General features: G+C 70.0%; 26 protein-coding genes. 14 read left to right on the forward strand and 12 right to left on the reverse strand.

Going from position 1 to position 26,455, the window contains the following annotated elements:
• A partial coding sequence (locus ACOV8S_RS25505) for a YibE/F family protein (protein ID WP_448320580.1) occupies positions 1–1,450 on the forward strand: 1,450 nt, incomplete at its 5' end.
• 137 nt (positions 1,451–1,587) lie between these two features.
• On the opposite strand, the gene ACOV8S_RS25510 is transcribed toward ACOV8S_RS25505, so the two are convergent.
• The 4 genes from ACOV8S_RS25510 to ACOV8S_RS25525 all read right to left on the reverse strand — a co-directional run bounded on the left by ACOV8S_RS25510 (position 1,588) and on the right by ACOV8S_RS25525 (position 3,912).
• Positions 1,588–2,025: an SsgA family sporulation/cell division regulator gene (locus ACOV8S_RS25510; RefSeq protein WP_108956397.1), complete on the reverse strand. Its 438-nt coding sequence runs from the start codon at positions 2,023–2,025 to the stop codon at positions 1,588–1,590.
• 101 nt (positions 2,026–2,126) lie between these two features.
• The gene (locus ACOV8S_RS25515; protein WP_448320582.1) at positions 2,127–3,026 is read right to left on the reverse strand and encodes an IclR family transcriptional regulator; all 900 of its coding nucleotides are present in this window, start codon (positions 3,024–3,026) and stop codon (positions 2,127–2,129) included.
• A 186-nt stretch (positions 3,027–3,212) separates the two neighbouring features.
• Positions 3,213–3,431 (reverse strand): DUF5326 family protein, encoded by a 219-nt coding sequence (locus ACOV8S_RS25520; protein WP_351113777.1) that lies wholly within the window; start codon positions 3,429–3,431, stop codon positions 3,213–3,215.
• Positions 3,432–3,594: 163 nt separating this feature from the next.
• A complete protein-coding gene (locus tag ACOV8S_RS25525) occupies positions 3,595–3,912 on the reverse strand; it encodes a cupin domain-containing protein (RefSeq protein WP_448320584.1) in 318 nt (105 codons plus the stop codon).
• Positions 3,913–3,972: 60 nt separating this feature from the next.
• Between ACOV8S_RS25525 and ACOV8S_RS25530 the strand changes: the two genes are divergently transcribed.
• The 5 genes from ACOV8S_RS25530 (at position 3,973) to ACOV8S_RS25550 (ending at position 8,007) form a co-directional block, all read left to right on the forward strand.
• On the forward strand, positions 3,973–4,350 hold the full coding sequence (locus ACOV8S_RS25530) for a phage holin family protein (protein ID WP_448320586.1): 378 nt from the start codon (positions 3,973–3,975) through the stop codon (positions 4,348–4,350).
• 210 nt (positions 4,351–4,560) lie between these two features.
• Positions 4,561–5,760: a cystathionine gamma-lyase gene (locus ACOV8S_RS25535; RefSeq protein ID WP_448320587.1), complete on the forward strand. Its 1,200-nt coding sequence runs from the start codon at positions 4,561–4,563 to the stop codon at positions 5,758–5,760.
• Between the two features lie 290 nt (positions 5,761–6,050).
• Positions 6,051–6,962 (forward strand): LysR family transcriptional regulator, encoded by a 912-nt coding sequence (locus ACOV8S_RS25540; RefSeq protein ID WP_448320588.1) that lies wholly within the window; start codon positions 6,051–6,053, stop codon positions 6,960–6,962.
• Between the two features lie 69 nt (positions 6,963–7,031).
• Positions 7,032–7,514: an NUDIX hydrolase gene (locus ACOV8S_RS25545; RefSeq protein ID WP_351113772.1), complete on the forward strand. Its 483-nt coding sequence runs from the start codon at positions 7,032–7,034 to the stop codon at positions 7,512–7,514.
• 40 nt (positions 7,515–7,554) lie between these two features.
• Positions 7,555–8,007, forward strand: coding sequence for an N-acetyltransferase family protein (locus tag ACOV8S_RS25550; protein ID WP_448320589.1), 453 nt, complete (start codon positions 7,555–7,557; stop codon positions 8,005–8,007).
• Positions 8,008–8,055: 48 nt separating this feature from the next.
• On the opposite strand, the gene ACOV8S_RS25555 is transcribed toward ACOV8S_RS25550, so the two are convergent.
• Positions 8,056–9,459 (reverse strand): serine hydrolase domain-containing protein, encoded by a 1,404-nt coding sequence (locus ACOV8S_RS25555; RefSeq protein WP_448320590.1) that lies wholly within the window; start codon positions 9,457–9,459, stop codon positions 8,056–8,058.
• Positions 9,460–9,603: 144 nt separating this feature from the next.
• On the opposite strand from ACOV8S_RS25555, the gene ACOV8S_RS25560 reads away from it, so the two are divergent.
• Both ACOV8S_RS25560 and ACOV8S_RS25565 read left to right on the forward strand, forming a co-directional pair.
• Positions 9,604–10,830 carry a GNAT family N-acetyltransferase gene (locus ACOV8S_RS25560; protein ID WP_448320591.1) on the forward strand — a complete coding sequence of 409 codons (1,227 nt, stop codon included), beginning with the start codon at positions 9,604–9,606 and terminating at the stop codon, positions 10,828–10,830.
• Between the two features lie 142 nt (positions 10,831–10,972).
• The gene (locus ACOV8S_RS25565) at positions 10,973–11,536 is read left to right on the forward strand and encodes a dihydrofolate reductase family protein (RefSeq protein ID WP_448320592.1); all 564 of its coding nucleotides are present in this window, start codon (positions 10,973–10,975) and stop codon (positions 11,534–11,536) included.
• Positions 11,537–11,599: 63 nt separating this feature from the next.
• Here the strand turns inward: ACOV8S_RS25565 and dnaB are convergent, their stop codons facing one another.
• Positions 11,600–13,081 (reverse strand): replicative DNA helicase, encoded by a 1,482-nt coding sequence (dnaB, locus tag ACOV8S_RS25570; protein ID WP_448320593.1) that lies wholly within the window; start codon positions 13,079–13,081, stop codon positions 11,600–11,602.
• A gap of 463 nt (positions 13,082–13,544) precedes the next feature.
• Between dnaB and ACOV8S_RS25575 the strand changes: the two genes are divergently transcribed.
• Positions 13,545–14,891 (forward strand): MATE family efflux transporter, encoded by a 1,347-nt coding sequence (locus ACOV8S_RS25575; RefSeq protein ID WP_448320594.1) that lies wholly within the window; start codon positions 13,545–13,547, stop codon positions 14,889–14,891.
• Between the two features lie 153 nt (positions 14,892–15,044).
• Here the strand turns inward: ACOV8S_RS25575 and rplI are convergent, their stop codons facing one another.
• The 4 genes from rplI to rpsF form a co-directional block, all read right to left on the reverse strand.
• On the reverse strand, positions 15,045–15,491 hold the full coding sequence (gene rplI, locus ACOV8S_RS25580) for a 50S ribosomal protein L9 (RefSeq protein ID WP_351113758.1): 447 nt from the start codon (positions 15,489–15,491) through the stop codon (positions 15,045–15,047).
• An 18-nt stretch (positions 15,492–15,509) separates the two neighbouring features.
• The gene (gene rpsR, locus ACOV8S_RS25585; RefSeq protein ID WP_006381652.1) at positions 15,510–15,746 is read right to left on the reverse strand and encodes a 30S ribosomal protein S18; all 237 of its coding nucleotides are present in this window, start codon (positions 15,744–15,746) and stop codon (positions 15,510–15,512) included.
• Positions 15,747–15,791: 45 nt separating this feature from the next.
• The gene (locus ACOV8S_RS25590; RefSeq protein ID WP_448320596.1) at positions 15,792–16,385 is read right to left on the reverse strand and encodes a single-stranded DNA-binding protein; all 594 of its coding nucleotides are present in this window, start codon (positions 16,383–16,385) and stop codon (positions 15,792–15,794) included.
• Positions 16,386–16,462: 77 nt separating this feature from the next.
• Positions 16,463–16,753, reverse strand: coding sequence for a 30S ribosomal protein S6 (gene rpsF, locus ACOV8S_RS25595; RefSeq protein ID WP_023548633.1), 291 nt, complete (start codon positions 16,751–16,753; stop codon positions 16,463–16,465).
• A 261-nt stretch (positions 16,754–17,014) separates the two neighbouring features.
• Between rpsF and ACOV8S_RS25600 the strand changes: the two genes are divergently transcribed.
• The 3 genes from ACOV8S_RS25600 to ACOV8S_RS25610 all read left to right on the forward strand — a co-directional run bounded on the left by ACOV8S_RS25600 (position 17,015) and on the right by ACOV8S_RS25610 (position 19,800).
• Positions 17,015–17,341 carry a hypothetical protein gene (locus tag ACOV8S_RS25600; RefSeq protein ID WP_448320597.1) on the forward strand — a complete coding sequence of 109 codons (327 nt, stop codon included), beginning with the start codon at positions 17,015–17,017 and terminating at the stop codon, positions 17,339–17,341.
• Between the two features lie 206 nt (positions 17,342–17,547).
• On the forward strand, positions 17,548–18,669 hold the full coding sequence (locus ACOV8S_RS25605) for a lipid II:glycine glycyltransferase FemX (protein ID WP_382553390.1): 1,122 nt from the start codon (positions 17,548–17,550) through the stop codon (positions 18,667–18,669).
• 99 nt (positions 18,670–18,768) lie between these two features.
• Positions 18,769–19,800: an alanine racemase gene (locus tag ACOV8S_RS25610; RefSeq protein ID WP_351113753.1), complete on the forward strand. Its 1,032-nt coding sequence runs from the start codon at positions 18,769–18,771 to the stop codon at positions 19,798–19,800.
• Positions 19,801–19,816: 16 nt separating this feature from the next.
• Here ACOV8S_RS25610 and ACOV8S_RS25615 read toward each other — a convergent pair whose 3' ends face one another.
• Positions 19,817–21,487 (reverse strand): glycosyltransferase family 87 protein, encoded by a 1,671-nt coding sequence (locus ACOV8S_RS25615; protein WP_448320599.1) that lies wholly within the window; start codon positions 21,485–21,487, stop codon positions 19,817–19,819.
• A gap of 98 nt (positions 21,488–21,585) precedes the next feature.
• A complete protein-coding gene (locus ACOV8S_RS25620) occupies positions 21,586–24,240 on the reverse strand; it encodes a transglycosylase domain-containing protein (RefSeq protein WP_448320600.1) in 2,655 nt (884 codons plus the stop codon).
• Positions 24,241–24,613: 373 nt separating this feature from the next.
• Here ACOV8S_RS25620 and ACOV8S_RS25625 point away from each other — a divergent pair, with 373 nt between their 5' ends.
• Positions 24,614–25,297: a PadR family transcriptional regulator gene (locus ACOV8S_RS25625; protein ID WP_108956435.1), complete on the forward strand. Its 684-nt coding sequence runs from the start codon at positions 24,614–24,616 to the stop codon at positions 25,295–25,297.
• A 41-nt stretch (positions 25,298–25,338) separates the two neighbouring features.
• Entirely contained in the window at positions 25,339–26,421 is a 1,083-nt protein-coding gene (locus ACOV8S_RS25630; protein ID WP_448320602.1) for an inositol-3-phosphate synthase, read from the forward strand.
• Positions 26,422–26,455 lie beyond the last annotated feature (34 nt).

Genomic DNA, 26,455 nt, shown 5'->3' on the forward strand with positions numbered 1-26,455 from the left:
CGCCGGCCCGGGTCGCGGGTACGGCGACGGACCGGGACCCGGGTATGACGACGGGGCGGGACGGGGTTCCGGCGACGGGCAGGGCGCGGGGGACGGCGCCGGCGGCTCCGGGTCCGGTGGCGGCTTCGGCTCCGGGTCCGGGTCCGGTGGAGGCTCCGGCCACGGGCACGGCTCCGGTGGAGGCTCCGGCGACGGGCACGGCTCCGGTGGGGGACACGGGCACAGCCACGCGCACGGGCCCGCCGCACCGGCCTCCCGCCGGCTGCGGAGGATCATCACCGCCGTCCTGGTGCCGTTCGCCGCCGCCGTCGCCGTCGGCCTGCTGGTCCTGTGGCCCGGCGGGGCACCCGGCCACGAGCGCTCCGGCGTGGGCTTCGACCGGCACACCGAGCAGGCCACCGTCACCCGGGTGGAGAAGACCTCCTGCGGACAGCAGAGCAAGAAGGGCCAGGAGTGCTCCCTGGCCACCGTGCGGATCGACACCGGGAAGGACAAGGGCCGCACCTTCACCGAACTGGTCCAGAAGGACCAGTCCCGGCAACTGGCCGAGGGCGACTCGGTGATCGCCGCCTACGAGCCGTCCGCGCCGAAGGAACTGCAGTACTCGGTCATGGACATGAACCGGAAGTTCCCGCTCGCCCTGCTGGCGGGCATCTTCGCGGTGGCCGTGGTGGTCGTGGGCCGGCTACGGGGTCTGATGGCACTGATCGCGCTGGCGGTGAGCTTCCTGGTCCTCACCCTGTTCATCCTGCCCGCCATCCTCCAGGGCTCGAATCCGCTGGTGGTCGCGGTGGTGGGGTCCAGCGCCATCATGCTGATCGCGCTCTACCTGTGCCACGGCCTGTCGGCCAGGACCTCGGTGGCGGTCCTGGGCACCCTGGTGTCGCTGCTGCTGATCGGCATCCTGGGCTCGGTCTTCATCGACTGGGCCGTCCTGACCGGCAACACCGACGACAACACCGGCCTGATCCACGGCCTGTACCCGCAGATCGACATGAGCGGGCTGCTGCTGGCCGGGATCATCATCGGCTCGTTGGGGGTCCTGGACGACGTGACCGTCACCCAGACCTCGGCGGTCTGGGAGCTCCACGAGGCCAACCCCTCGCTGGGCCCGCGCGGTCTCTACCGCGCCGGTCTGCGCATCGGCCGGGACCACATCGCCTCGGTGGTCAACACCCTGGTGCTCGCCTACGCCGGTGCCGCGCTGCCGCTGCTGCTGCTCTTCTCGATCGCCCGGAGCAGCGTGGGATCCGTCGCCAACAGCGAGCTGGTCGCCCAGGAGATCGTGCGCACCCTGATCGGTTCCATCGGCCTGGTGGCCTCGGTGCCGGTGACCACCGCGCTGGCCGCCCTGGTGGTCGCCGCCGACCGCCCCGCCCCCGACGACCGAGGCGGCACTCGCACGAGCGGCCGGGGCCGCGCCAACCGGGGGCGTCGCCGCCGCCGCTGACGTCACCGGGCGTGACGCCCGCGTCGGAGGTGCGGCACGGGCTCCCGGCACCCGGGAGGCGGGTCAGGGCCGCCCGGGCTCCGGCCACCGGGCCGAAGCGTTCCTTCAGGGGAGCGGGGCCGGCCACGGCGGGCGGGTCAGCCGGCGCTCTGTTCCTCGGCCAGGATCCGGTCCAGCGCCTCGTCGAGGTGGGCGTCGAAGTCCGCCAGCGCGCCCTCCTGACCGAGCGGCACCAGCTTGTCCGTCCGGTCCAGGAACGCCACCAGCGGAGCGGCGCCGGAGCGGAACAGCGCCTGGTCGCGGCCCACCTGGAGCCGGATCAGCACCTCGCCCAGCATGTCGGGGTCGGCCGGCGACACTCTGACGTCACCGTCCCCGCAGGGCCGCCCCACCCCGTCGATCAGCAGCTCCCGACCGAAGGCCCAGGTCACCGGCGCGTCACCAGGAAGGTGAAAGGTCAGTCGCACGGCGAACGGATCAGAGGTCTCGTAGCGCAGCTCGACCGGAATGCGGAACGAGAGCTCGTCCGAGACGAGAAAGTTCATCATGACCTCTGCCTGCACCGACTCGCGCATCGCCTACCCCGTCTTTTGTCCTCGGGTTGTCCGGGACTCATCCTGCTGACCCTGCGCGCCATCTTGCTGAACGTACACGGCGAATCACAAGGAGTGATTTTTCAGATACTGAAAGACAGGGCCAGGACACCGGGTTGGCGCCCGATCTCGGCCTGCAGCCGGCGGGCCGCCGGGAGCAGGCCGTCGGCCTGCTGGGCGGGGAGGGAGACGGCCACCGTGGCGACGAGGGTGCCGATCCGGATGGGGATCGCCGCGCACACCGTGCCCAGTGCGTACTCCTGATGCTCGATCACTGGCTCCCCATGCCGGCAGGCCGCCAAACGCCGCAGCAGGACGCGCTCGTCCTCGACGGTGTACGGGGTCAGCCGCTGCACCGGGTAGCGCGCCAGGTGGTCCCGGCGGGCGTCCTCGTCGAGCTGGGAGAGCAGGCACTGCCCGATGGCGTGCGCGTGCCCGGTGGCCCGGAAGTCGGCCCACTCGTCGACCGCCGGGCTCTCCTCGGAGTCCGCGACGCCGACGACCTCGATCTCCCCGTCGCGGTAGCGGGCGCAGTACAGCGGGGCCCCCACGGCGTCGTGCCAGTGAGCCAGCGCCTCGGTGACCGCGCCGCGACGTTTCTGCCGGGCCAGCCTGCGGCTCAGCCGCTCGGCGGCGTCCCCGAGGTGGAAGAGGCCGCTGTCGCGCCGCAGGTAGCCCTCGTGGACGAGGGTGCGCAGCAGGTGGTAGGTGGTCGGCAGCGCGAGCCCCGCCTGCCGGGCCAGTTGCTTCGCCGGCGCGCCCTGCTCGTGCGCGGCCACGGTCTCCAGCAGGCGCATCGCCCGCTGGACCGATCCGATCAGCGTGGCCGGCTGGCCCTGGCGCGGTCTTCCGGCGCCCTCGGCCGCTCTGCCTCTGCCCGGGCGCTCCTTGGCGGAGCCGGCGGGCACGTGGCCCGCCTGGGTGGGCTGGACTGGCACCGATGGGGCGCGTCGCGAGGCGGACGCGGTGTCGGCCGTGGCCAAGGGTCACTCCCGGAGCGCGAGGGGCTGCCCGTGCCGGGGAAACACGGGGGATGTGCAGGCCGCCCGCGGGGGCTCTGGCTCCCCCACGTCGAGTTCCGGACTCTAACGGTCCGTCACCTGCCGCATACACCCCGCGGGCGAAGCTTCCCTCTCACGAGGGATCCGCCCCTTGCGCGCCGGGCGCGCTCACCACTTCCCGTCGGAGGACGAGGAGGAGGAGCCGGTGAACTTCCGCACCAGGAAGATCAGACCTCCCACCAGCGCCACGAACAGCAGCACCTTGAACAGCAGGTGCACCAGGAAACCGAGCAGGCTCAGCAGGAAGCCGCCGAAGACCACCAGCGCGATCACCGGGATCGCCACCCACTTCACCCACCACGGCACGTCCGCGAGGATCTCACGCATCGCCCAGCCCCTTTTCCCTCTGCGAGTCGGGCGCCGCGTCTCGGGCGCCACGTCATCGATGCTAGGCGCGCGAAGGGCCCGGCAGGGGCTCCGGGCACCCCCGTTCCCCCCTGACCGCACCCCTAGGGGACACGGTCCCGCGACCCTCGGTCAACGCCCCCGGTCACCCCTCCGGCGGGGAGAAGACGACCATCACCCTGAGGTCCTCGCTGATGTGGTGGAACTTGTGGGGGACCCCGGCCGGCACGTAGACCACGCTGCCGCGCGCCACCTCGGTGGTCTCGGTCCCCACGGTGAGCCAGCCACGCCCGCTCACCACGAAGTACACCTCGTCCTGGTGGTGCGGCTGCTGCGGATCCTGCGCGCCGGCGTCCAGCGCGTAGAGCCCGACCGACATGTGCCGCTCCCGCAGGAACTGCAGATACGCGCCGTCGTTGGCGGCCCGTTCCGCCTCGAGTTCGTCAAGCCGAAAAGCTTTCATCGCCCCGCTCGCCCCTTGGGTCCAGGACCACTGTCGATCTCTTCTGCCACGATCAGATACATGATGAATTTCCTAGTCAAGACGCTCGCCAACGCGGGAGCCCTGGCGGTGGCCGTGTGGCTGATCGACGACATCAGCCTCGAGGGCGGAAGCACCGGCAAGAAGGCCTGGACGCTGATCCTGGTGGCCCTGATCTTCGGCCTGGTCAACCTGCTGGTGAAGCCCGTCGTCAAGCTGCTGACACTGCCGCTCTTCATCCTCACCCTCGGTCTGATCACGCTGGTGGTCAACGCCCTGATGCTGCTGCTCACCTCCTGGATCGCCGGGAAGCTCGACCTGAGCTTCCACGTCGAGGGGTTCTGGACCGCGGTCCTGGGCGGCCTGGTCATCGCGGTGGTCTCCTGGGCCCTCAACCTGATCCTCCCCGAGGACGACTGACCGCGCTCCGGGCCGCCCCGCGCCGTCTCGTGCCGCCTGGGCCGCCCGGCCCGCCGCAGGCCGCGCCCTGTCCGCTCCGTGAGACGACGGAACCTCCCTGACCTGCTCGTTCGGCCACCCCTTCGTCCGGCAGGGCCGCCACCCTGAGACAGTGGGGGTGGCGGCCCTGCCCGCCGCCACCGGACGTGAGCACCAGGAAGGACGGGCCGTATGAACGACTCCGCCGCGCACACCCCAGGACAGGGCGCCGAGGCCGACGGCACGACGCACTCCACGACCGGTGACGGCACCCGGGCGGTCCGCGCCGGCCTGCCGGAACCGGTGAAGTACGAGCCCACCCTCCCCGGCCCCGTGTTCGCCGCGCACTTCCACCTGCCGGGCGAACCCACCGGTCCGTACACCTACGGCCGGGACGAGAACCCCACCTGGACCCTGCTGGAGAACGCCATCGGCGAGCTCGAGGCTCCCGGCCGGGAGGACGTGGAGACGCTGGTCTTCCCCTCCGGCATGGGCGCGATCTCCGCGGTGCTCTTCTCGCAGCTGCGCTCCGGCGACACGGTGGTCCTGCCCAGCGACGGCTACCAGGTGTTCCCCCTGGTCCGGGCCCAGCTCGAGGCCTTCGGGGTCGAGGTCCGCACCGCCCCGACCGGCGGCGACGCGCAGCTCGAGGTGCTCGACGGCGCCCGGCTGCTGTGGATCGAGACGCCCTCCAACCCCGGCCTGGACGTCTGCGACGTGCGCCGGCTCGCCGAGGAGGCCCACGCCCGGGGCATCCTGGTGGCCGTCGACAACACCCTGGCCACCCCGCTCGGCCAGCGACCGCTGGAGCTGGGCGCCGACTTCTCGGTGGCCAGCGGGACCAAGCAGCTGACCGGCCACGGTGACGTGCTGCTCGGCTATGTGACCGGCGCACGCGGCGAGGCCATGGACGCGGTGCGACGCTGGCGGAAGATCGCCGGAGTGATCGCGGGTCCGATGGAGGCCTGGCTGGCCCACCGCTCGATCTCCACCCTGCAGATGCGGGTGGACCGTCAGGCCGCCACCGCCCTCACCCTGGCCCGCGCCCTCAGGGACCGGCCCGAGGTGGACGGCCTGCGCTACCCCGGCCTTCCGGACGACCCGTCCCACGCGGTGGCCTCGCGGCAGATGCGCCGCTTCGGCAGCGTGGTCTCCTTCACCCTCCCCGGTCGTGAGCACGCCGAGCGGTTCCTGGAGTCGCTGCGCCTCGTCGACGAGGCGACCAGCTTCGGCGGCGTGCGCTCCAGCGCCGAGCGGCGTGGCCGCTGGGGCGGGGACGCGGTGCCGGAGGGCTTCATCCGTCTCTCGGTGGGCGCCGAGGACCCGGACGACCTGCTGGCGGACGTGCTGCGGGCCCTGGACAAGGCGGCGGGCACGACTGCCGGCCACTGACCGGGAACCACCGTCCGGCGACGCGCGGCGACGCGGACGGGGGCGGTGCCGTCGGGCACCGCCCCCCGGAGCGCGAAGGGCCCGGTCCGAGCCTCCCTCCTCGTGGCTCGGACCGGGCCGCCTGCCCGCCGTGCGACCACCCGGTCGCACCGCGCGACCAAGGTTAGTTGACTCTGTGTCAGTGTCCAATCACGGGAGCGACAGAGACCTATCGACATATTTATAATGGGACGCGGCCGACGGGCCGCCGTCGGCGGTCCGTACCGCCCGGGGAAGCCGAGGGGGCGACCATGGACCTGGCCTTGCTCCGCACCTTCGTGGCGGTGCACCGAGCCGGGTCCTTCACGCGCGCCGCCGCTCTGCTCGGCCTCTCCCAGCCCGCTGTCACCTCCCAGATCCGCACGCTGGAGCGTCAGGTCGGCCGTCCGCTCTTCCTGAGAAGGGCACGCGGGGTCGTGCCCACCACCATCGGCGACGAGCTGGCGCACCGGGCCGCTCCCCACCTGGACGCGCTGGTGGAGATAGCCGAGGCCGGCGGCGACGACGGCGCACCACGCACCCTCCACCTGTCGGGACCTCCGGAGTTCCTGGCCGAGCGCGTCCTGCCCGCCCTGGTGGGACTCACCGACGACAACGGCCTGACACAGCCGCTGCGCGCCTCCTTCGGCAACGACGAGGAGGTCCTGGAGGGCCTGGCTGCCGGACACTACGACCTCTCGGTCACCACGGCCCGCCCCCGCGGTTCACTGCTGCACTCGACCCCGCTGTGCGACGAGGAGCACGTCCTGGTGGCGGCCCTCGGTCTTGCGGCCGGGGCAGACCCAGGCCGCGGGCACCGGCCCGCGGAGTTCCTGGCCCGGCTCGACCGGCTCCCCGTGATCGAGGTCCACGAGTCGCTGCCGTTCGTCTCGCGCTACTGGGCCGCTGTCTTCGACGCCGTTCCCGCGGCGGCCTCGGGAGCGGTGGTGGTGCCGGACCTGCGGGCGGTCCTCGCCTGCGCCGAACGCGGCGCCGGCCTCGCCGTCCTGCCGCGCTACCTGTGCGCCACCGCCCTGGCTCGAGGCTCACTGGTCGTCCCGCACGAACCCGATGTGCCTCCGTTGCGGACGTACTTCCTGGTGACGCGGACCGGCACACTCGGCCTTCCGTACATCGGCCGGGCGCAGGAGCTCCTGCAGCAGGCCGCCACCGCGTGGTCCTGAGGGCGCGGCCCACCGGCGAATGGCCCCGGGCGATGTTTCACGTGGAACATCACGGGCCAGATTTCCCCCATGACCGTCCGCCCCGTGGTCAAGCGCACCGCCCGAGCCGTCCTCCTGGACGGCGACGACCTCATCCTGATCAAGCGCACCAAGCCCGGTGTCGATCCCTACTGGGTCACCCCGGGCGGCGGTGTGGAGCCCGAGGACGCCACGGTCGTCGAGGCGCTCCACCGCGAAGTGCACGAAGAGCTCGGAGCCAAGATCTCCGGCGTCATCCCCTGCTTCGTGGACACCGTGGAGCACATCGGCCCTGACGAAGCGTCCACCGGAGTCAAGATCCAGCACTTCTTCGTCTGCCGGCTGGAGTCCATGGATCCCTCCCTCCGCCACGGTCCCGAGGTGGAAGAACCTGCCGGGGAGTACGAGATCGTGCGCGTGCCCTTCACCCGCGTCGGGATCGCCTCCGTCCACCTCGTACCGCTCTCACTGCGGCATTATCTCGACGGCAACATCGAGGGCGTCCGCGCGCTGCACGCCGCCGATCTGGTGTGACAGGGCTCCGCACCGGACGAAGCATGCCTAGGGTGCGGCCATGAGTGATCTTTCGATACGCCCTGCCCGGGTGGACGACGTGCCCGCCCTCGTCGCCCTGTACGCGGACGACCCCTTGGGCGCGCTCCGCGAGACCCCTGACGACCTGGACCCCTACCTGGTGGCCTTCGAGCGGCTGGCGGCGGACCCGAACCAGCACCTGATGGTGGCCGAGCGTGCCGGCACGGTCGTCGGAACCCTCCAGCTGACCGTGATCCCCGGCCTCTCGCGCCGCGGCACCACCCGGTCGGTCATCGAGGGTGTCCGGGTGCATTCCGGCGAGCGCGGCAGCGGCCTGGGCACGCAGCTCGTCCGGTGGGCCATCGAGGAGTCCGGACGGCAGGGCTGCCGGCTGGTGCAGCTGACCTCGGACGCCACCCGGACCGACGCCCGCAGGTTCTACGAGCGCCTCGGATTCACCGCCTCGCACCTCGGTTTCAAGCTCCAGCTGTGACCTTCGGCCTTGTGGCCTTCCCGGGCCGATCGCGGCCCGGGAAGACGGTCAGCTCTCCTGCTTCAGCCCGCGCCAGCCGCCCTCGTCCACGCCACCCGGCACGGGAGCGGCGGGGTCGTAGGGAATGCGGGTGAAGACGAACGACCCGAGGTCCAGGTGGCTCACGGTCCCGTCGGAGCGTCGGACGGCCCGCAGGGTCTCCCCCGCGTAGTAGCCCTCCAGGCCGGTCCAGGTGCCGTCCCCGGCCGCCCGGAAGCGTGACCTGCGGGGGCCGTTGGCCGCCAGCGGATCGAGCGAGACCCCGCCGCCCGGGGCCAGCCGCAGGACGAATGCCTGGGTCCCCCAGTACCAGGGGCCGGTCAGCGCGAGCGTCTCCGGGTCGACGTCCGGCAGGGGGCGCCACGGCTCGGGGATGCGGGGTTCCGCCTCCGCGACGATGCGCACCAGATCGGCGCCCAGTGCCGAGATGGGGACTCCGGAGGTGCTGTTGACGAGGACCACCGCGGCCACGTCGTCCGCGACGGACAGGGACAGGTTGGCCAGATAGCCGGGGACGGATCCGGAGTGGCCGACCACCTGGCGTTCGCCCCAGTACTGGATCTGCATGCCCAGTCCGTAGCCGTACCCGGACGCCAGGTCTCCCGGCTCCGGCGGCGCTGCGGGGGTGCGCATCTCGGCCAGCGAGGCCGCGCTCAGCACCCGGTCGTCACCGTGGGCCAGGAAGACGGCGAAGCGTGCCAGGTCGGTGCTGGTCGACCACAGCTGCCCCGCGGGCGCCATCCGGCCGAGGTCCTCGACCTGTTCGGGGAGCAGGACGTCGGCATACGGATGGACGGCCCAGCCGCCGGCGGACGGGGCCACCGGGTCCGGGCCCGTGCGGTGCAGGCCGAGCGGTTCCAGCACCTCGCGGCGCAGCACTTGGTCCCACGGTTCCTTCCGCAGCTCCTCCACCAGCGCGCCCAGCAGCGTGTAACCGGGGTTGGAGTAGTGGAACCTGCGTCCGCCCGGATGGAGGCCGGGGTTGTCGCCGAGCACGTCGGCCAGTTCGGGGCGGAGGGAGCCCGGGGTCCGCTCCCACCAGGGCGCGGGCGCCTCGGCGGCCAGGCCCGCGGTGTGGGCCAGCAGTTGGGCGATGGTGGCCTCGCCCGCCGACGTGCCGGGAAGGTGCTTCTCCAGGGGGTCCTGGAGCGAGAGCCGCCCCTCGTCGCGCAGCCGCATCACCAGGGCGGCGACGAAGGTCTTGGTGATCGATCCGATCCGGTACTGGACGTCGCCGTCGGGGGCGTGCCCGTCCACCGAGGTCCGCGCCCCGGTCCACACGATCTCGCCGCCGCGGGCCACCGCCGCGGTGAGCGACGGCGTCCGTCCCTCGGCCTGGGCGACCGCGATGCGGTGCAGCAGCGCCCGCCGGGTGGCGGGCAGCAGGGCGTTCTCATCCTGAGGTGTCGTCATGGCCCCAGTGCATCAGACCCGATCGGGCAGGGGCGACCGCGTTCCGGCGAAGCGGTAAATGGTTTGACCTGGACCTGACGTCACGTTGCACTGTGGCGGGCCCACACAACCGTGGCGCCGGACACCGGGGAGGCACAGCCAACGATGGAGATCCGTTCCACGACCGAGCAGGATTTCGACCTCTTCGTCGACACGACCCTCACCGCGTTCGGCATGGAGCGCGAGAATCCCGCCGAGGGTGACGGCGCCTGGTGGTCGGCGTTCGACATGGACCGCTCCCTGCTCGCCGTCACGGAGGACGGGCGCCCCGTCGGTACCGCCGGCGCGTACTCCTTCGAGCTCACGCTGCCCGGAGGCGCCCTGGTGCCTGCGCCCGGTGTGACCGCGGTGGGGGTCCTGCCCACGCACCGACGGCAGGGCGTGCTCAGCGCCATGATGCGGCGCCAGCTCGCCGACCTGCGCGAACAGGGCGAGATCCTGTCGGTGCTGTTGGCCTCCGAGGCGGTGATCTACCGGCGCTTCGGCTACGGCCCGGCGACCTACACGCAGCGGATGACGGTCGACCGCCATCGGGCGGCGCTCGCGCGGCCGCGCGCGGGGAAGGCCGCCGACGGGGCCGCGGCCCGCGCCGGTTCGGTCGAGGTGCTGCGTCGGGGCGAGTGCGGCGACCTCCTGGAGGAGGTCTACGAGCGGTTCCGCCGCACGCAGCCCGGCGCGCTGTCGCGCCCGCACCGCTGGTGGAGCCTGGGCGCGGGCCAGCCGCCGGTCGCCCGGACCCCGCGGTACATCGCCGTCCACCGTGACGCGGACGGCGTGGCCGACGGGTACGCGAGCTACTCGGTCGACAAGGACAGGACCTTGACGGTGGACGAGACGATCACCGTCGACAACGCGGCCTTCACCGCCCTGGCCGGGTTCGTGCTCGGGCACGACCTGGTGAGGAAGGTGGTCTTCAACCACCTCCCGCCCGGCCATCCGCTGCGCTGGCAGCTTACCGACTACCGGGCCGGCGAGCTGGGCGACAGCACGGACTGGCTGTGGGTGCGGCTGCTCGACATCCCGCGCGCGCTGACCGCCCGGGGCTGGACGGGGGAGGGCGAGCTCGTCCTCGAGGTCGACGACCCGTGGCTCGGTGAGCACGGCCGGTACCGGCTGACCGTCCAGGACGGCAAGGCCGACTGCGCCCCGACCGACCGGGAGCCCGACCTCTCGCTGGACGTCAGCGACCTGAGCTCGGTCTACCTCGGCGGGACCCTGCCGAGCACGCTGGTGCGGGCCGGGCACATCAGGGCCCACCGTCCGGGCGCGGCCGAGCTCGCCGACGCGCTCTTCCGCGCCGAACGCACGCCGCACTGCCTGCACTGGTTCTGACCGCCGTGACCGGCGGCCCGGCGCCGACGCGCCGCGGCCGAGCCGGAGCGCGCGGACCGCACTCGGGCACGGGGCGCACCGATGAGTTTCCCGTGCCGCGTCGGTCCGTACGCGTGGTCCCGATGCACGGAAGGCTGGCGCCATGCGGAAACTGATCTACGGCATGAACGTGTCCCTGGACGGCTACATCGCCGCGCCCGGCGACGACATCGGCTGGAGCGTGCCGAGCGACGAGCTCTTCCAGTTCTGGTCCGACCAGCTGCAGGCGACCGAGCTGTCGCTGTACGGGCGCAAGCTGTGGCACATGATGACCCCTTACTGGCCGACGGCCGACCAGCGGCCCGACTCCACACCGGCGGAGATCGAGTTCGGGCGCCGCTGGCGGGACATGGCGAAGGTGGTCTTCTCCTCGACGATCGACGAGGTCGACTGGAACACCCGCCTGGTGACCGGGGACGCGGTCGCCGAGATCGCCCGGCTCAAGGCCGAGGACGGCGGCCCGATGGACATCGGCGGCGCGGCGCTCGCCGCCGCGGCCATGCGGGCCGGGCTGATCGACGAGTACGTGCTGGCCACCGCACCGGTCCTGGTGGGCGGCGGCACGCCGTTCTTCACCGCGCTGGACAGCTGGGTGAACCTGAACCTGGTGGAGACGCGCACACTCCCCTGCGGCGTGGTCCTGACCAGGTACGCGACGAGGCGCTGAACGCCGGGCGCCCGCCCCGGCCGCACGGGACCGTGCCGTGCAAGCCGGACCTCGCGGTGCGGGTCAGCTCTGTGCCATGTCCACGAAGCGCGAGTAGTGGCCCTGGAAGGCCACGGTGATGGTGGCCGTCGGGCCGTTACGGTGCTTGGCCACGATCAGGTCGGCCTCGCCGGCGCGCGGTGACTCCTTCTCGTAGGCGTCCTCGCGGTGGAGCAGGATGACCATGTCGGCGTCCTGCTCGATGGAGCCGGACTCACGCAGGTCGGAGACCATCGGCTTCTTGTCCGTGCGCTGCTCGGGGCCTCGGTTCAGCTGGGAGAGCGCGATGACCGGGATCTCCAGCTCCTTGGCCAGCAGCTTGAGGTTACGGGACATGTCCGAGACCTCCTGCTGGCGGTTCTCGGCGCGCTTGGAGCCGCCGGACTGCATCAGCTGGAGGTAGTCGATGACGACCAGCTTGATGTCGTTGCGCTGCTTGAGGCGGCGGCACTTGGCCCGGATCTCCATCATCGACAGGTTGGGGGAGTCGTCGATGTAGAGGGGCGCGGCGGAGACGTCGGGCATTCGGCGCGCGAGACGCGTCCAGTCGTCGTCGGTCATGGTGCCGGAGCGCATGTGGTGCAGGGCCACCCGTGCCTCGGCGGAGAGCAGGCGCATCGCGATCTCGTTGCGGCCCATCTCGAGGGAGAAGATGACGCTCGGCAGCTGGTTCTTGATCGACGCCGCGCGGGCGAAGTCCAGCGCCAGGGTCGACTTACCCATCGCGGGACGGGCCGCGATGACGATCATCTGGCCGGGGTGCAGTCCGTTGGTCAGGGCGTCGAAGTCGGTGAAGCCGGTCGGCACACCGGTCATCTCCCCGCTGCGGGAGCCGATCGCCTCGATCTCGTCGAGCGCGCCCTCCATGATGTCGCCGAGCGGGAGGTAGTCCTCGCTGGTGCGCTGCTCGGTGACGGCGTAGATCTCGGCCTGGGCCCGGTTGACGATCTCGTCGACGTCGTCGTCGGCCGCGTATCCCATCTGGGTGATGCGGGTGCCGGCCTCGACCAGGCGCCGCAGCACCGCGCGCTCGTGGACGATCTCCGCGTAGTACTCGGCGTTGGCCGCGGTGGGGACCGTCTGCACCAGGGTGTGCAGATAGGCCGCACCGCCCACCTTGTTGATCTCGCCACGCTTGGTGAGCTCGGCGGCGATGGTGATCGGGTCGGCCGGCTCACCCTTGGCGTAGATGTCGAGGATCGCCTGGTAGATCAGCTCGTGCGCGGGCTTGTAGAAGTCGTGGCCCTTGAGGATCTCCACCACGTCGGCGATGGCGTCCTTGGACAGCAGCATGCCGCCGAGCACGGACTGCTCGGCGTCGAGGTCCTGCGGCGGCACCCGCTCGAAGGGGGAGACCTCCTGGTCGTCCCACCTCCCGTCGTCGGAACGTCCTCCACGGCCGCCGGAGCGGCCCGGACCGGAGTCCTCACGACGGCGCGACGCGGGCAGACGATCACTGGGACCGCTCTCGGCCCAGGGGTCGTCCAAGGGCTCGGAAATGCTCACCGAGCGACCCTCCTCCCGTCCGCCGCGCGGACCTCGCCGTGCCTCTCAGTTGTACGGCACGGCTCTGACAGATCGAGCTGTCCGCAGCCCTCCTCGGCACCGGCGTCGGACGCCGGTTTCGTGGTGAAATCTCACAGGCCGCAGAGGGCGGGCACCGCACCACGCTAAGCCCGCGGGCACCTTCCGCCAATCTGGTTATCCACAGGCCATGTGGAAGAACGGCCGTATGCTGTGGACAACCCCCGGAAACCTGTGCACGAGTCGGTGGACAGCGCTGTGAACAAGCCCGCAGCCTTCCCGGCGCGACCTCTCTGACCTGCGGTAACCCGATCCACGGGTTGTGCAGAAGAAAAAAATCGGCCGCCAGGCCAAGATCTACCGGAACGCTGTGCGAGAACACACGTCGCCGGGGAAAAGGTAAGAGGCCCAGTAGCATTGCACCACTTACCTGTGGAAGATTAGATTGGTGCTTATGACACAGGCTTCCGCGACCGGTCGTACGGGCCGACGCCGACACGATCGCGAGATCATCGCGCTGGCGTTCCCAGCCTTCGGCGCCCTGGTGGCCGAGCCTCTTTTCATCCTCGCGGACAGCGCCATCGTCGGGCATCTCGGCACCGCGCAACTCGCCGGGCTGGGCGTGGCCTCGGCTCTGCTGACCACCGCGGTCAGCATCTTCGTCTTTCTCGCCTATGCCACGACGGCAGCGGTGGCCCGGCGGGTCGGCGCCGACGAACTCGGCGCCGCCATACGCCAGGGCATGGACGGCATCTGGCTGGCGATCCTGCTGGGCTGCGCGGTGATCGTCGCGGTGCTGCCCACCGCTCCGGCACTGATCGACCTGTTCGGAGCCTCGGACACCGCCGCGCCGTACGCGGTGACGTACCTGCGCATCTCCTCGCTCGGCATTCCCCCCATGCTGATCGTCCTTGCGGCGACCGGCGTCCTGCGAGGGCTCCAGGACACCAAGACGCCTCTGCGCGTCGCTGTCGCCGGATTCCTGGCCAACGCGGTGCTCAACGTCCTGCTCGTGTACGGCCTGGACCTCGGGATCGCAGGCTCCGCCTGGGGCACGGTGATCGCCCAGTGCGGCATGGCGGCCGTCTACCTGGTGGTGGTCGTGCGGGGTGCCCGTCGCCACGGAGCCTCGCTCCGCCCGGACGCCGCCGGCATCCGGGCCTCCGCCCAGGCCGGTGCCCCCCTGCTGGTCCGCACCCTTTCCCTCCGCGCCATCCTGCTCATCGCGACCGCGGTCGCCGCCCGACTGGGCGACGCGGACGTGGCCGCCCACCAGATCGTTCTCTCCCTGTGGAGTTTGCTGGCCTTCGCCCTGGACGCCATCGCGATCGCCGGGCAGGCCATCATCGGGCGCTACCTGGGGGCCGGAGACGCCGACGGCGCCCGGGCAGTCTGCCGTCGCATGGTCGAGTGGGGCATCGCCGTCGGCGTCGCCCTGGGCATTCTGGTGGTGCTGGCCCGGCCGCTCCTGCTGCCCATGTTCACCGGTGACACCGCGGTGTGGGACGCGGCGCTCCCCGCCCTGATCGTCGTCGCGGTGTCGCAACCGCTGAGCGGGGTCGTCTTCGTGCTCGACGGTGTCCTGATGGGCGCGGGGGACGGCCCGTACCTGGCCTGGGCCATGATCGCGACGCTCGCCGTCTTCACGCCCGTCGCCCTGCTGGTCCCCTCCGTGGGAGGAGGCCTCACCGCGCTCTGGGGTGCGATGACTTTGATGATGACGGTGCGGATGGCGACCCTGTGGTGGCGTGCGCGATCCGGACACTGGCTTGTGACCGGGGCGGTCCGCTGACGGCTGTGGCGTCGCCCGCCGTCCACCCCGACGCGGACGGTTTCACGTGAAACACCGCTCACGGGGCAGACCGGACAGCCAAGAAGGGCCGCACCCAGGGGGTGCGGCCCTTCTCAGTGATGCCGAGCCAAGAGCTCAGACCCGAGCCAGAGCTCAGGCAGAGACGACCTCGACGTTGACCTTCGCGGCAACCTCGGGGTGCAGACGCACCGAGGTCTCGTGCGAGCCCAGGGTCTTGATCGGGGCGCCCAGCTCGATGCGGCGCTTGTCGACCTCGGGGCCACCGGAAGCCTTGATCGCGGACGCGACGTCAGCCGGGGTGACGGAGCCGAAGAGACGACCGGCGTCGCCGGAGCGAACGGCCAGACGAACCTTGGTGCCCTCGAGCTGCGCCTTGATGGCGTTGGCCTGCTCGATGGTCTGGATCTCGTGGATCTTGCGGGCGCGGCGGATCTGCGCCACGTCCTTCTCGCCACCCTTGGTCCAGCGGATCGCGAAGTTCCGCGGGATCAGGTAGTTGCGAGCGTAGCCGTCCTTGACGTCGACGACGTCACCGGCAGCACCGAGGCCAGAGACCTCGTGGGTGAGGATGATCTTCATTTTTCGGTCACCCTTCCCTTATCGCGCGGTGGACGTGTAGGGCAGCAGCGCCATCTCACGGCTGTTCTTCACGGCCGTGGCGACGTCACGCTGGTGCTGCGTGCAGTTGCCGGTCACCCGGCGGGCACGGATCTTGCCGCGGTCGGAAATGAACTTCCGCAGCATGTTCGTGTCCTTGTAGTCCACGTACTGGACCTTGTCCTTGCAGAACGCGCAGACCTTCTTCTTCGGCTTGCGCACAGGCGGCTTCGCCATGGTGATTCTCCTGTGTGATCAAGAAGTGTGGGTGACGAGTCCGCCCTAGAAGGGGGGCTCGTCCGAGTAGCCACCGCCGGAACCGCCCTGGTTGCCGCCCCAGCCGCCGCCGCCCTGGCCGCCGGCGGGAGCACCGCCGGACGCCCACGGGTCGGCAGGCTGGGAGCCGCCGCCCTGCTGACCGCCGCCGGGGCCTCCGCCCCAGCCGCCGCCACCCTGGCCGCCACCGCCGCCGTAACCGCCCTGGCCGCCACGGGCACCGCCGCCGCCGCCTCCGGCGGCCTTGGTGACCTTGGCCGTGGCGCTGCGCAGGCTGGGGCCGACTTCCTCGACGTCCAGCTCGTAGACCGTCCGCCTGACGCCCTGGTTGTCGTCGTAGGACCGCTGCTTGAGGCGGCCCTGGACGATCACGCGCATGCCCTTCGTCAGGGACTCCGCGACGTGCTCCGCCGTCTGCCGCCAGACCGAGCAGCTCAGGAACAGGCTCTCGCCGTCCTTCCACTCGTTGGTCTGCCGGTCGAAGGTGCGGGGGGTGGACGCGACTCGGAAGTTCGCGACCGGCGCACCAGACGCGGTGAAGCGCAGCTCGGGGTCGTCGACGAGATTGCCGACGACCGTGATGACGGTCTCGCCTGCCATGGGGGAACCTCTCAGCGGGTTAGCTGCTGGTTGCTGGTGGTGCTACTCGATTCCCGGGATGGACCGAGCCGGCAGGCTCAGTGCATCTCGGGACGGAGGACCTTGGTCCGGAGGACCGACTCGTTCAGGTTCATCTGGCGGTCGAGCTCCTTGACGACCGCAGGCTCGGCCTGCAGGTCGATGACCGAGTAGATGCCCTCGGGCTTCTTCTTGATCTCGTACGCGAGACGACGACGGCCCCAGGTGTCGACCTTCTCGACCTTTCCGTTGCCCTCACGGACGACGGAGAGGAAGTTCTCGATCAGGGGGGCGACAGCGCGCTCCTCCAGATCGGGGTCGAGGATGACCATCACCTCGTAGTGACGCATGTGGAACCCACCTCCTTTGGACTCAGCGGCCACGGTCGATCCGTGGCAGGAGGGTTGTATGCGTGGTGTTACGTGAGCAACGGTATCGGGCCCCACTGACAGTCGGGATGGATGCCTTCCTGACGTGGGCAGACACCGGTGCAGACGGTACAGACTACCCGCACACCGGCTTCCGGCTGAAATCCGTGCGCGAACAGCGTCGATCCGGCTCATATCGGGTACTCGCCGACTAGGATGCGCCGCTTCCGTCGGGAGGTGCTCATGGCACAGACAACGCGTTCGCAGCCGCGGCCCACCATTCACGGGTCCCTCTTCGCCACCGATCACAGGCCCCACCCCAAGGTGAACGCCCTGCTCGGCATCACGCTGGTGCTCGGCGTGGTGGCCCTGGCGACCGCCGGGTTCCACCACCTGCACCTGCTCACCTCGTGGGCGGGGCTGATCGGCATCGTCACGGGCGGTGTCGGCCAGTTCATCTCGGCGACCACCCGGGAGCGGTTCGGGCTGATCGTCGGCATCGGCGCCTGCGCCCTCGGACTGCTCCTGGGTATGTCCCACGGAGGTCTCTTCGGCGGGATCGGCTCGTAGAGTCGCTGAAGCCGCTGAATCAGCCCCAGGTTCTCCCGGTCCGTCCCCCGCCACCCGTCCGCCCCGGTCCGCACCGGCTCCGCCGGCCCCCGGACCGGGGCGGACTCCGTACGTGTCCGTCAGTACGTTCGGCTGGCACAGTAGGCTTCGGCGCGAGAGCCGGAGCCCCTACATGTGGGGACACGCCAGCCCGAGGAGCGCCCCGAATGAGCCTGACCCTGAGGACGATCAGCCGAGAACAGCATCTGGCATACATCCAGAGTCTGCCCTCGGCGAGCCACATGCAGGTACCGGCGTGGGCGGATGTGAAGTCCGAGTGGCGCTCGGAGAACCTCGGCTGGTTCGACGACCGCACGGGCGAGCTGGTCGGCGCCGGTCTGGTCCTGTACCGGCAGCTCCCGAAGATCAAGCGCTACCTGGCCTACCTGCCCGAAGGCCCGGTCATCAACTGGTTCGCCCCCAACCTGACCGACTGGCTGGAGCCCATGCTGGCCCACCTGAAGGCCCAGGGCGCCTTCTCGGTGAAAATGGGCCCGCCGGTGATCATCCGCCGCTGGGACGCCCCCTCCATCAAGAAGGGCATCCAGGACACCGAGGTGAAGCGGCTGCGGGACATCGAGCCCGACTTCATCGAGCCGCGCGCCTTCGAGGTCGCCGACAAGCTGCGCCGCATGGGCTGGCAGCAGGGTGAGGACGGCGGCGCCGGCTTCGGCGACGTGCAGCCCCGGTACGTCTACCAGGTGCCGCTCGAGAACCGGTCCCTGGAGGACGTGCACAAGAACTTCAACCAGCTCTGGCGCCGCAACATCAAGAAGGCCGAGAAGGCCGGCGTGGAGGTCGTGCAGGGCGGCTACCAGGATCTGGAGGAGTGGCAGCGGCTCTACGAGATCACCGCCGTCCGCGACCACTTCCGGCCGCGTCCGCTCTCCTACTTCCAGCGCATGTGGACGGCGCTCAACGCCGAGGACCCCAACCGCATGCGGCTGTACTTCGCCCGCAAGGACGGGGTGAACCTCTCCGCGGCGACCATGCTGATCGTCGGCGGACACGTCTGGTACTCCTACGGAGCCTCCGACAACATCGGCCGCGAGTTCCGCCCCTCCAACGCCATGCAGTGGCGGATGCTCCGGGACGCCTACGCCCTGGGCGCCACCGTCTACGACCTGCGGGGCATCTCCGACTCGCTGGACGAGACGGACCACCTCTTCGGCCTCATCCAGTTCAAGGTGGGCACCGGCGGCCAGGCCGCGGAGTACCTGGGCGAGTGGGACTTCCCGCTCAACAAGCTGCTCCACAAGGCTCTCGACATCTACATGTCGCGCCGCTGACCTCCGCGGTGTTTGCTTCCATAGTCAGCTGAGGCCGCCGCGGGCGGCCGCGACGCTCCACACTTCACCCGAAGCCACGAGAAAGGGTCCGGACCGGCCATGGCGCTCACGCTCTACGTCGACTCCGCGCGCTGGCGGGCACACCACAAGCACGTGCAGGATTCGTTCCCCGGCCTCGTCCCCGTCTGCAAGGGGAACGGTTACGGCTTCGGTCACGAGCGCCTGGCCGAGGAGGCGACCCGGCTGGGCTCCGACGTCCTCGCCACCGGCACCACCTACGAGGCGGCCAAGCTCAAGGACTGGTTCGGCGGTGACCTGCTGGTCCTGACGCCCTTCCGGCGCGGCGAGGAGCCTGTCCCGCTGCCCGACCGGGTCATCCGGTCGGTCTCCTCGGTGGACGGGGTCTACGGCCTCGTGGGGGCGCGGGTGGTCATCGAGGTGATGTCCTCGATGAAGCGCCACGGTGTCAGCGAGGCGGAACTCTCGCAGCTGCACGCCGCCATAGAGAACGTCCGCCTGGAGGGCTTCGCGCTCCACCTCCCCCTGGACCGCACCGACGGCTCGGACGCCGTCGAGGAGGTCATCGGGTGGATGGACCGCCTCCGGGCCGCCCGCCTGCCGCTGCACACCATGTTCGTCAGCCACCTCAAGGCGGACGAACTCGCCCGGCTGCAGCAGCAGTTCCCGCAGACGCGCTTCCGGGCACGGATCGGGACCCGGCTGTGGCTCGGTGACCACGAGGCGACCGAGTACCGCGGCGCCGTCCTGGACGTCACGCGGGTCTCCAAGGGGGACCGGTTCGGCTACCGCCAGCAGAAGGCCGCCTCGGACGGCTACCTGGTGGTCGTGGCCGGCGGCACCTCGCACGGCGTCGGCCTGGAGGCGCCGAAGGCGCTGCACGGTGTGATGCCCCGGGCCAAGGGCGTGGCGCGGGCCGGCCTGGCGACGGTCAACCGCAATCTGTCGCCCTTCGTGTGGGCGGGCAAGCAGCGGTGGTTCGCCGAGCCGCCGCACATGCAGGTGTCCATCCTCTTCGTGCCGGCGGATGCCCCCGAGCCCACGGTGGGCGACGAGCTCGTCGCCCACCTGCGCCACACGACCACCCAGTTCGACCGCCTCGTGGACAACTGAGCGGCCTGCGGCGTCCTCAGCCGTCGCTCCGCCCCCCGGCGGCCTTCTCCTTCCGGAGAGGGCCGCCGCGGTACTTCCATGGGTCTTCACCGTCCACGTCGCCCCAGGCGTCCGTGGAGTCGCGGTTGCCGTCCCCATCCCCGTCGCCGGAGGCGCCGGGCTCGCCGGACCCGTCCGTCCCGTCGTGCTCGTCGAGCCTTGCGGGTCCCGGCTCGTCCGACGGCCCGGACCGGCCGCGCAGAGCCACGGCGTCGGGCGCTCCGTCCAGCACGCCGCCCGAGGGGTCGTCGTCGCCCGATCGCCGCACCGGATCCGCCTCCGGGTGCAGGATGTCGCGGACGACCATGGCGCAGAGGAAGAGCGTCCCCACCAGGTGGACGACGATCGCGAACTGGTACCCCTCCAGCGGGAGTCCCTTCGCCTTGTCACCACCGCTGGTGAACGCGAGGTACATCCAGATGCCCAGGTAGTACGTGACCTCGCAGGCCTGCCAGATCAGGAAGTCACGCCACCGCGGGCGCGCCAGGGCTGCCAGGGGGACCAGCCAGAGCACGTACTGCGGCGAGTAGACCTTGTTGGTCAGGATGAAGGCAGCGACAGCCAGGAAGGCCAGCTGGGCGAAGCGGGGCCGCCTGGGAGCCGCCACGACCAGCGCCACCCCTCCGGCGAGCGCCGCGACGGTCAGGACGAGGGCGATCGGGTTCACCACCGCCGGAGCGAGGTTCAGATCGGTGCGCTGGTCGAGGATCAGCCAGAACGAGCCGAAGTCGACCGAGCGCTCCTGGCTGAAGCGGTAGAACTTCGACCAGCCCTCGAAGGAGAAGACCATCACCGGCAGGTTCACCACCAGCCAGGCGCCCGCCGCGCCGGCCACCGCGGTCCCGTACGCCCGCAGACGTCCGGCACGCCAGCAGAGAGCGAGCAACGGGACCAGCAGGAAGACCGGGTAGAGCTTCGCGGCCGTGGCCAGACCGAGCAGGACTCCGAACGCCAGCGGTCGGGACCGCGCCCACATCAGCATCGCCGCGGACGTCAGGGCGACGGCCAGGAGGTCCCAGTTGATGGTGGCGGTCAGCGCGAAGGCCGGCGCCAGAGCGACCAGCAGGCCGTCCCAGGGCCGCCGGGCGTGGGTACGGACGGTGCAGACGGCGATCACCGCGGCGCACACCATCAGCATGCCGGCGTTGACCATCCAGTAGTTCTGTCCCAGGTCCTGGTAGCTGCCGCCGTCCGGGGTCAGCCAGGCGGCAACCTGCATGAAGACGCCGGTGAGCACCGGGTATTCGAGGTACTCCATGTCCCCCGGCAGCCGGTCGAAGTAAGGGACCAGCCCCTCGGCGAAGCCGCGCGCGTGGTACAGGTGCGGGATGTCGGAGTAGCAGGCATGGGTGTACTGGGCCCCGGCGCCGAAGAACCAGCCGCCGTTGTAGCAGGGCGCCTTCTGGATCAGCCCCAGGGCGAAGACCACCATCGCCACCAGCACCACGATGCGTACCGGCGACCACCAGGAGGCGCCGGTCAGCGTGTGCCGGCCCAGGGGCCCGCCCAGGAAGGCACTGCCCGACGCGGCCACCGGGTCCTCGCGGGTCGGCGCCACGGGCTCCGTCGCGACCCGCGCCATGGTGGCTCCGGTCCCCGGCTCGGGAGTGCTCTCGTGCATCGTCTCTGCGCTCGGCATGGCGCACATCCTGCCGTACCCGCGCCGGAAAAGGGCGAGGGCCGCCGCACCCGGAGGTGCGGCGGCCCATGTTTCACGTGAAACGGACGTGACGCCCGATTCCGTCGCTATCCGGTGGTTCCGCCTCTTCCGTTTCCACCACCGGTGTTGGTACTGCCGAAGACCGTTCCTTCACTCACCGTGCCGGTATCGGTCTCACCGCCGGTCGTGCCGTCGGTGGTCGTACCGGTATCGGTGCCGCCGGTGTCCGTGCCGCCGAAGGTTCCGCCGTCGGTGGTCTGGCCGTCGGTGGTGTTCCCCCCGGCGCCCATGCACTCGAAGTCGAACGGCTGACAGCTCGACGAGGGCTCGGCCGGCTTGCTGGGCTTCGGCCGGTCGTCCTTCTTCTCCTCCTCCTCCGGCGCGGACTCCGTGGCACTCGGCTCCGGGCTCGGGGAGGGGTTGTAGACCGTCCCCAGCGGCGCCGGGTCCGGGAAGGGCTTCGGCTTGTAGTCCTTGTCCTGGCTGGCGACGGACATGTACTCCTTCCACACCTCGGCGGGGATGTCACCACCGTGGATGGACGTCTTGCCGCCCACTCCGTTCATGGAGAGGAGTTCCTTGTCCTTCGGGTTGGTCCGGAACATCGCCACGGCCGTGGAGAGTTCCGTGGTGTACCCGACGTACCAGGCGGACTTGTTCTGGTCGGTCGTACCCGTCTTGCCTGCGTTCTCGAACGGAAGGTCCGCCAGCGCCTTGGCCGTACCGTTCTGGACCACGTTCTCCAGCACCTTGGTCACATTGTCCGCGACCTCCGGCTCGATCCCCTCCTCCTTCTCCGGGGGTTTGAAGCCGGGAAGTGTACGGCCGGCTCCGTCCACGACCTTCTTCACCGAGAACGGCTCGTAGTGCTCACCGGAGGCGGCGAAGCCCGCGTAGGCGTCCGCCATGCGGATCGCGCTGGGGGTGGAGGTACCCAGGGAGAACGAGGCGTTGTTCATGTTGCCCGAGTCGAAGCTCTCCTTGAGGATGCCGAGGTCCATGGCGGTCTTGCGGGTGTTGTCGAGCCCCACGTCGATGCCCAGTTGGACGAAGGGCACGTTGACCGAATGCTCCATGGCCTCCTCGAGCGTGATCATGCCCCAGGGGGTGGTGCCTTCGTTCTTCTGCTTGAACGGCTGGTTCCTGTCGTTCAGCAGAGGCTGGCCGTTCTGGTCCTTGATGACCGTGAGGTCGTTGCCCTGGTAGAGGCTCTGCGGCGAAAGCGGCTTACCGTCGGTGTGGATCGTGCCGTATTCCATGGCCGACGCCAGCACGAAGGGCTTCCAGGTCGAGCCGACCGGCACACCCGAGGTGTTGGCGTTGTTGGTGAAGTGGTTCTTGTCGAAGCCGTCACCACCGTAGACGGCCACGATGGCCCCGCTGTCAGGGTCGATGGAGGCGCCACCGAACTGCACGTGGGTGTCGGTCTTCGGACGGTCCTTCTCGTCGAGCAGTGTCTTGCGCGACTTCTCGACGGCCTTCTCCAGCTCCCTCACGCGGTCCTTGTCGAAGGTGGTGTAGATCTTGTAACCACCCCGCTTGTCCAGCTCGTCCGCGGAGATACCGGCGGTCTTGGCCACATACGTCTTCGCGATGTCGACCAGGTAGCCCTTCTGGCCGGGGAGGTCCGTGGTGGGGCGCTTCTTCAGCTTGGGGAAGTCGCCGATCTTGCTCCGCTCGGCCGGTGTCATCCGGCCGACCTCGACCATGCGACCCAGGATCCAGTTCCAGCGCTCCTCGGCGCGCACGCGGTTCTTCTCCGGAGTCGCGTTGTCTCCGGATCCGCCGTCCGGGCTGTAGAGGTTCGGACCCTTGAGCACCGAGGCCAGGAAGACGCACTCCTCCGGGCTGAGCTTCTTGGCCTCCTTGTCGAAGTAGGCCAGCGATGCTGCCTGGACGCCGTAGGCGTTCCGCCCGTAGTAGGCGGTGTTCAGGTAGCCCGCGAGGATCTGGTCCTTCGACATCTTCGAGCCGACCTTTATGGAGATGAACAGCTCCTTGAACTTACGCGTCAGGGTCTGACTCTGGTCCAGGTAGGTGTTCTTCACGAACTGCTGGGTGATGGTCGAACCACCCTGCACCTCGTCGCCCTTGGCCATGTTGAAGAGCGCCCGGGCGATGCCCATCGGGTCGACGCCCCGGTCGTCCTCGAAGGAGGCGTTCTCGGCTGCGATCACCGCGTGTCGCAGCGCGGGCGGGATGTCGTCGATCTCCACGTTCTGGCGGGTGGTGCCACCACCCGTGGACGCCATTCGGGACCCGTCGGCCCAGTAGTAGACATTGGTCTCCGCGATCGCGGCCTTGTCCTGGTCGGGGACCTCCACCATGGCGTACCCGATGCCGCCGACCAGCATCAGGCCGGCGAAGAACGCGACGAACGCGCCGGTGACCAGGCGCCACGAGGGCACCCACCGGGCAGCGCCGTACTTCCCCGCACGCGGGTAGTCGATGAAACGGTCCTTTGACGCGTTGCGGCCACGCCGCCCCTCCGGGGGTGCCGCCCTGCGGCGGCTTCCTCCGGCCCCTCCGGCGCCACCGGACCTCTGCGCGGCCCGGCGGGCCTCCGCGCGTCCGCCGTACGGACGCTCCTCCGCGTCAGGCCCGTAGTACGAGCCGACGGAGGAGTTGGTGGCTCCTCTCGGAGCCGCACGGCGGCCGGAGGACGAACCGGACTGGGCGCGTCGGGCCGCGGCACGTCCGCCTCCCTGCGGCTGTGGCGGTTTGCGACGGTGCTCGCTCATCGAACGATTACTCCTCGGGCAGGCGCACACATGAGCGCCTGGAAACAGCGGCTGGTTTCCGGTCCCCCCGACGTACGGCCGACGGTCACTCGATCAGCCGTACTACACCTGGGACGTGGACGTATCACGGACGTCACTTGGTTCCCGGCGGATTGCATGCCGCACAGACTACGCATCGCCGAACAGCGCCAAATCGGGTTCTCACGCACGAACAACGCATAGCGCTACCACCTGAATCGGTGATGTGACGCCGCTCACCGAGACCGCACTTGTACGCCGCCCGAGGCGGACCTATCGTTCGGATGTATCGACTCGATACATCGGGGGAACATAAACTGCCGACCCGACAGTCCGCGGCAGAGAGGAGGCGACGATGAGCCGGCGTGCCGGAATCCTCGAGTTCGCCGTTCTCGGTCTGCTCCGCGAGTCCCCGATGCACGGCTACGAGCTGCGCAAACGGCTCAACACGTCGCTGGGCGTATTCCGCGCCTTCAGTTACGGAACCCTCTACCCATGCCTCAAGACGCTGGTCGCAAACGGCTGGTTGATCGAGGAACCCTCGGCCGAGCCCGTGGACGCCCTGGCAGCCCCCCTCACCGGGCGCCGCGCCAAGATCGTCTACCGGCTGACGGCAGAAGGTAAGGAGCGGTTCGAGGAACTGCTCTCGCAGACAGGACCCGACTCCTACGAGGACGAGACCTTCGCGGCCCGGTTCGCCTTCTTCGGGCAGACCTCACGGGACGTGCGCATGCGCGTGCTGGAAGGCCGGCGCAGCCGTCTCGAGGAGCGCCTGGAGAAGATGCGCGCCTCGTTCGCGCGCACGCGGGAACGCCTCGACGACTACACCCTTGAGCTCCAGCGCCACGGCATGGAGTCCGTGGAGCGCGAAGTGCGCTGGCTGAACGAGCTCATCGAGAGCGAGCGGGCCGGGCGCGACCAGAAGCGGTCGCCGTCCTCCGGTTCCGCTCAGCAGGACACGTCATCCGGAGCGACGGGCGGCCAGACCCGGCGTGGGGTCGACACCCCGCCCGAGACGCCCGAAGACAACAACACGTGAAGCCACAGGGTTTCACCGAGTACACACAGGGAGCCACCGCAATGGGTTCGGTTCGCGTAGCCATCGTCGGCGTGGGCAACTGCGCCGCCTCGCTGGTGCAGGGCGTCGAGTACTACAAGGACGCCGACCCGGCGTCCAAGGTGCCTGGCCTGATGCACGTGCAGTTCGGCGAGTACCACGTCCGTGACGTGGAGTTCGTCGCGGCCTTCGACGTCGACACCAAGAAGGTCGGCCTCGACCTCGCCGACGCCATCGGCGCCTCCGAGAACAACACCATCAAGATCTGTGACGTGCCGCGCACCGGTGTCACGGTCCAGCGTGGTCACACCCTCGACGGCCTCGGCAAGTACTACCGCGAGACCATCGAGGAGTCCGCCGAGGAGCCGGTCGACGTCGTCCAGGTCCTCAAGGACCAGAAGGTCGACGTGCTGGTCTGCTACCTGCCCGTCGGTTCCGAGGACGCGGCCCGCTTCTACGCCCAGTGCGCCATCGACGCCAAGGTCGCCTTCGTCAACGCCCTCCCGGTCTTCATCGCCGGCACCAAGGAGTGGGCGGACAAGTTCACCGAGGCCGGTGTCCCGATCGTCGGCGACGACATCAAGTCCCAGGTCGGCGCCACCATCACGCACCGCGTGATGGCGAAGCTGTTCGAGGACCGCGGCGTGGTCCTGGACCGCACCATGCAGCTGAACGTCGGCGGCAACATGGACTTCAAGAACATGCTCGAGCGCGACCGCCTCGAGTCGAAGAAGATCTCCAAGACGCAGGCCGTCACCTCGCAGATCCCCGACCGGGACCTCGGCGAGAAGAACGTTCACATCGGCCCGTCCGACTACGTGGCCTGGCTGGACGACCGCAAGTGGGCGTACGTCCGCCTCGAGGGCCGCGCCTTCGGTGACGTTCCGCTGAACCTGGAGTACAAGCTCGAGGTCTGGGACTCCCCGAACTCGGCGGGTGTCATCATCGACGCCCTGCGCGCTGCGAAGATCGCCAAGGACCGGGGCATCGGTGGCCCGATCCTCTCCGCGTCGAGCTACTTCATGAAGTCCCCGCCGGTCCAGTACTTCGACGACGAGGCCCGCACCAGCGTCGAGAAGTTCATCGCGGGTGAGATCGAGCGCTGACACCCGTCCCCTCGCCGGGATAGCCGGCGGGAGC

The sequence above is a fragment of the Streptomyces sp. CO7 genome, from assembly GCF_053474865.1.